4 protein-coding genes and 1 pseudogene are annotated in these 4,937 nt (G+C 64.4%); 2 read left to right on the top strand and 3 right to left on the bottom strand.

All coding sequences use genetic code 11. The features are described 5' to 3' along the window. Positions 1–323 (bottom strand): annotated as a pseudogene (locus ABWP50_RS13210) (hypothetical protein); the annotation flags it as partial. Between the two features lie 132 nt (positions 324–455). On the opposite strand from ABWP50_RS13210, the gene ABWP50_RS13205 reads away from it, so the two are divergent. Beyond that, complete coding sequence (locus tag ABWP50_RS13205; RefSeq protein ID WP_353218452.1) at positions 456–968, top strand: YybH family protein; 513 nt, start codon at positions 456–458, stop codon at positions 966–968. A gap of 12 nt (positions 969–980) precedes the next feature. On the opposite strand, the gene ABWP50_RS13200 is transcribed toward ABWP50_RS13205, so the two are convergent. After that, positions 981–2,123, bottom strand: a complete 1,143-nt coding sequence (locus ABWP50_RS13200; protein WP_353218451.1) for an acyl-CoA dehydrogenase family protein — start codon at positions 2,121–2,123, stop codon at positions 981–983. A 100-nt stretch (positions 2,124–2,223) separates the two neighbouring features. On the opposite strand from ABWP50_RS13200, the gene ABWP50_RS13195 reads away from it, so the two are divergent. Further along, the gene (locus ABWP50_RS13195) at positions 2,224–3,465 is read left to right on the top strand and encodes a dipeptidase (protein ID WP_353218450.1); all 1,242 of its coding nucleotides are present in this window, start codon (positions 2,224–2,226) and stop codon (positions 3,463–3,465) included. 166 nt (positions 3,466–3,631) lie between these two features. Here the strand turns inward: ABWP50_RS13195 and ABWP50_RS13190 are convergent, their stop codons facing one another. Further along, complete coding sequence (locus ABWP50_RS13190; RefSeq protein ID WP_353218449.1) at positions 3,632–4,828, bottom strand: acetyl-CoA C-acyltransferase; 1,197 nt, start codon at positions 4,826–4,828, stop codon at positions 3,632–3,634. Between the last annotated feature and the right edge of the window lie 109 nt (positions 4,829–4,937).

Genomic DNA, 4,937 nt, shown 5'->3' with positions numbered 1-4,937 from the left:
GGCACGCTGTCGTCCTTCATATGGGTGATTTCGTGAATGAAACTGCCCAGCCGGTACAATGCCAGCACAGCCACCACCGCCAGCGCCGCTATAGCCGCCACGGGCAGGCCAGGCAGCAAGATCAACGCCGCCAGCGCGCCCCAGCCCAGTGCAGCCGAAGCCAGCGTATCCGCCCAATAGATGGCAGGCTTGTACGCCCCGAGTTCGCGGCCGATCCCGGCAGCGAGCGTGATCATCGCCATATCCTCACCGGTCTGCGCGCCGCCGCGCGTACCCAGCGCCCTTGCCGGGTTGGAATGTGAAACAGCAGCAATCATGTTCATGGAGTCCGCTATGGCAGAGGATTGCGACCGGTTAAGGGCAGAAACCCGGCAGCGCCATTCCGGAAAATGCCGCATTTGGCTGGCCCGCGTGTCGCGGTTTGGGTAGCTTTGGCCCGAAATCGGGGGATGGGCATGAAAAGCACAGTTTTGATCGTTGCCAGCGTGTGGGCGCTGCTGGCGAGTGGCGCGCTGGCAAAAGCCCCCGCTCTGCCGCCCGCGCTCGAACAGGCGGTGTCGCAAAGCCACGAGGCGTTGCGCAAGATTCTCAATGGCGATCCGTCAGGCTATGCCGCGCTGTTTGCCGAGTCCGACGACATCACGCTGGGCAATCCGTTCGGGCCTTTCGGCAAGGGGCCAAACGAAGTGCGCAGCCGCCTGGCAAATGCCGCCACCAAATATCGCGATGGCACGGTGCGAGGTGTGGACCGCATCGCCGTTTATGGCAGCGGCGACATGTTTGTGCTGGTCGAGATCGAACATGGCCGCGCCAGATTGGGCAGCAGCCCCGATTTTGCCGATTTTTCGGCGCGGGTGACCAGCGTTTATGGGCGAACGGGCCGGCAATGGCGGCTTGTTCACCGCCATGCGGATCCGATCACGACGCCGCGCGGCGCGGAATCCATGCTGCCCGCCCCGCGTCCGTGAAGGCGGCGCGCCTCAGATCGTGCGCGACACCACCAGCTTCATGATTTCGCTCGTCCCGCCGTAAATCCGTTGCACGCGCGCATCGCGCCACAGGCGGGCGATGGGATATTCGTTCATGTACCCAGCGCCGCCGTGCAGTTGCAGCGCTTCATCGCACACGCGGCCTTGCAGTTCGGTGTGCCACAATTTGGCAGCGCTGGCTTCGGCGTCGGTCAGCCGGCCTTCGATCAGCTTCTGCAGGCCCCAATCGATATGCGCCCAGCCCACCTGCAATTCGGTTTTCAGGCCGGCAAGCACGAACTGGGTGTTCTGAAACTCCCACACGGTCTTGCCGAAGGCCTTGCGTTCCTTGACGAATTTCACCGCTTCATCAAAGGCGCGCTGGGCGCCGGCCTGCGCGGAAATGGCGATGGACAGCCGCTCCTGCGGCAGCTGGCTCATCAGGTAGATGAAGCCCTTGTTTTCCTCGCCCAGGCAGTTGGTCATCGGCACGCGCACATCGTTGAAGAAGAGTTCCGAGGTGTCGGCGCTGTTCTGGCCGATCTTGTCGAGGTTGCGGCCGCGGGCAAAGCCTTCGCTTGTCGCATCCACGAGGATCAGCGAGGTGCCCTTGGCGCCCTTTTCCGGATCGGTCTTGGCAACCACGATGATCAGATCGGCGTGCTGGCCGTTGGTGATATAGGTCTTGCTGCCGTTGATCACATAGTGATTGCCGTCCTTGCGGGCGGTGGTCTTGATGCCCTGCAAATCGCTGCCGGCGCCGGGCTCGGTCATGGCGATGGCGGTGATCACTTCGCCGCTGATCATCTTGGGCAGATATTTTGCCTTCTGCTCCGGGCTGCCATAGGCGATCAGATAATCGGCGATGATATCGGATTGCAGGGTGATGCCCGCCGATGATCCGGCATAGGCCAGCTCCTCATCGATGATGGCGTTGTACCGAAAATCGAGCCCCAAGCCGCCATATTCCTCCGGCACACCGGGGCACAGCATGCCGGCATCGCCGCACGCACGCCAGAAATCGCGGCTGACCAGGCCCTCTTCCTCGAAGCGGTCGAGATTGGGGATCAATTCCTTGTCAAACACCTTGCGCACAGTGTCGCGGAAGGCGGTTTCATCGGGGCCGTAAACGCGGCGGTCGGCAGCTTCGAGCATGATCAGTCTCCGGAAAATTGCAGCATATGTTATGTGACCACTGCGGCGTGCCCGTCACCTCTCTTGCAAGAGAGGGGGAAGGGGTGCGACAACGCTTCCCATGATCCACAAGCTCGTTATCGCCGGCCTGCTGGCCGCCACCTCACTTCCCGCCGCCGCGCTGGAAGACCCCTATATGCGCCGCGCCGAAGCGGTGCTGAAACGCCAGCCGATCATCGATGGCCACAATGATTGGCCGGGCGCACTGCGCGGCAGCTTTGGCGAAAGCTGGTGGCAGCAGGACCTGAAAGCCGACAGCCGCAGCTTCAAGCGCCCGTTGATGACCGATATCACCCGCCTTCATCAGGGCCGCGTGGGCGGGCAATTCTGGAGCGTCTATGTGCCGGCCACCGTCATCGGCCCGCAGGCGGTGAAGGCCACCATCGAGCAGATCGATATCGTGCGCGGCTTCGTGGCGAAATATCCAGCCGATTTCGAACTGGCCGGCACCGCCGCCGATATCCGCCGCATCCAGAAAACCGGCAAGGTCGCCAGCCTGCTCGGCGTGGAAGGCGGCAGCCAGATCGACAACAGCCTGCCCGTGCTGCGCATGTATCACGCGCTGGGCGTGCGCTACATGACGCTCACCCACACCAGGCACAATGATTGGGCCGACAGCGCCAATGAATCGCCGCGCCCGCAGCCGCTTACCGCCTATGGCAAGGCGGTGATCAGGGAAATGAACCGCATCGGCATGCTGGTCGATCTGTCCCACGTGTCGCCCGCGACCATGAAGGCGGTGCTGGCCGTGACCAAGGCGCCGGTGATCTACAGCCACAGCAGCGCGCGCGGCATCGCCGATCATGTCCGCAATGTGCCCGATGATGTGCTGCCGCTGGTCAAGGCCAATGGCGGCGTCGTGATGGTCACTTATGTGCCCGGCTTCATCAACAGCGCCCGCCAGGCCCATGAAGCCGCCCGCGCCGGCGAACGGCAGCGGCTGCTGGCGCTGTACATCGCCGATCTGCCGCGCCAGGGCACGGCAATGGCGGATTGGGACGCCAAAAATCCGCCGCCGGCAGTGGGCATCGGCGATGTGGCGGATCATATCACTCAGGTCGTGAAGCTGGCCGGGATCGACCATGTCGGCATCGGCGGCGATCTGGACGGCATCGAATCAACGCCCACCGGGCTGGAAGGCGTCGAAACCTACCCGGCGCTGATCGCCGAACTGCTGCGCCGCGGCTATTCTGAAAGCCAGTGCGAGAAAATCGCCGGCGGCAATCTGCTGCGCGCCATGGAAGCAGCTGAGAAGGTCGCGACGGGCATGTCCGGCGAACTGCCGCCGGATGTGAAGCCGTGAGTTTTCAAGATAAGAAATAGCCTCCGCCCCGGATCAAGTCCGGGGTGACGTGGGCAGGGGTGACCCCTGCACCCATTCGATTATTCGGTGCCCACCCCAGAGGTTGAGCGCGCGTCAAAAAAGTGGGTGCAGGGGTCACCCCTGCCCGCCGGAGGCGTTCTAAACTTTACAACCGCTCCACCGCAATCGCCGTCGCCTCACCGCCGCCGATGCACAGCGCCGCCACGCCGCGCTTGCCGCCGGTGCGTTCCAGCGCGGCCAGCAACGTGGCGATGATGCGCGCGCCGGATGCGCCGATGGGGTGGCCCAGCGCGCAGGCGCCGCCGTGGATGTTCAGTTTTTCGTGCGGGATGTGCAGATCGTGCATGGCGATCATCGCCACCACCGCAAAGGCCTCGTTGATTTCGAACAGATCGACATCGGCGACGCTCCAGCCGGCCTTGGCGAGCACGGCGCGGATGGCGGGCACTGGCGCGGTGGTGAATTTGCCCGGTTCGTGGGCGTGGGCGGCGTGGGCGACGATGCGCGCCTGCACCGCCAGGCCGTGCGCGGCGGCCACGCTGGCCCGGGTGATCACCAGCGCAGCCGCGCCGTCGGAGATGGACGAGGCGTTGGCGGCCGTGATGGTGCCATCCTTGGCAAAGGCCGGCTTCAGGCCGCGGATCTTGTCGGGCCGGGCCTTGCCGGGCTGCTCATCGATGGCCACCACAGTGTCACCGCCGCGCGCGCTGATGCTGACCGGCACGATTTCGGCGACAAAGGCGCCGCTGGCGATGGCGGCCTGCGCCCGGGCCAGGCTGGCCATGGCGAAATCATCCTGCGCTTCGCGGGTGAACTGGTAATCGCGGGCGGAATCTTCGGCAAAACTGCCCATCAACCGGCCGGGATCATAGGCATCCTCCAGCCCATCCAGATACATTGAATCCTTTATGGCATCATGGCCGATGCGCGCGCCGCCGCGATGCTTGGTGAGCAGATAGGGCGCATTGGTCATGCTCTCCATGCCGCCCGCCACGATGATATCGGCGCTGCCGGCCGCAATCGCATCATGCGCCATGATCGCCGCCTGCATGCCGCTGCCGCACATCTTGTTCACCGTGGTCGCCGCCACCCCCAACGGCAAACCAGCGCCCAAAGCCGCCTGCCGCGCCGGCGCCTGGCCCAGCCCGGCGGGCAGCACACAGCCCATGATGATCTGTTCGATTGTTTCCGGATTTGCGCCCGACCGCTCCACCGCCGCCCGCACGGCGGCCGCGCCCAGATCGGTGGCCTTCACGCCGGAAAGCGCCCCCTGAAACCCGCCCATCGGCGTGCGGGCATAAGCGGAAATGATAATGGGATCATTGGGCGGATCGGTGGTCATTGCGGCGACTCCTGCCGTTGGTTTGCATTGCACTTAAGTCGGAGCGCGTGGTGCGGGAAGCAGAAAAGCAGGGCCTCCGGCGGCAAGGGTCGCGGACCCTTGACCCATG

Origin of the sequence: Sandarakinorhabdus sp., assembly GCF_040398645.1 — a bacterium.
Lineage (GTDB): Bacteria > Pseudomonadota > Alphaproteobacteria > Sphingomonadales > Sphingomonadaceae > Sandarakinorhabdus.
This window is presented reverse-complemented; position numbering and strand designations above follow the sequence as displayed.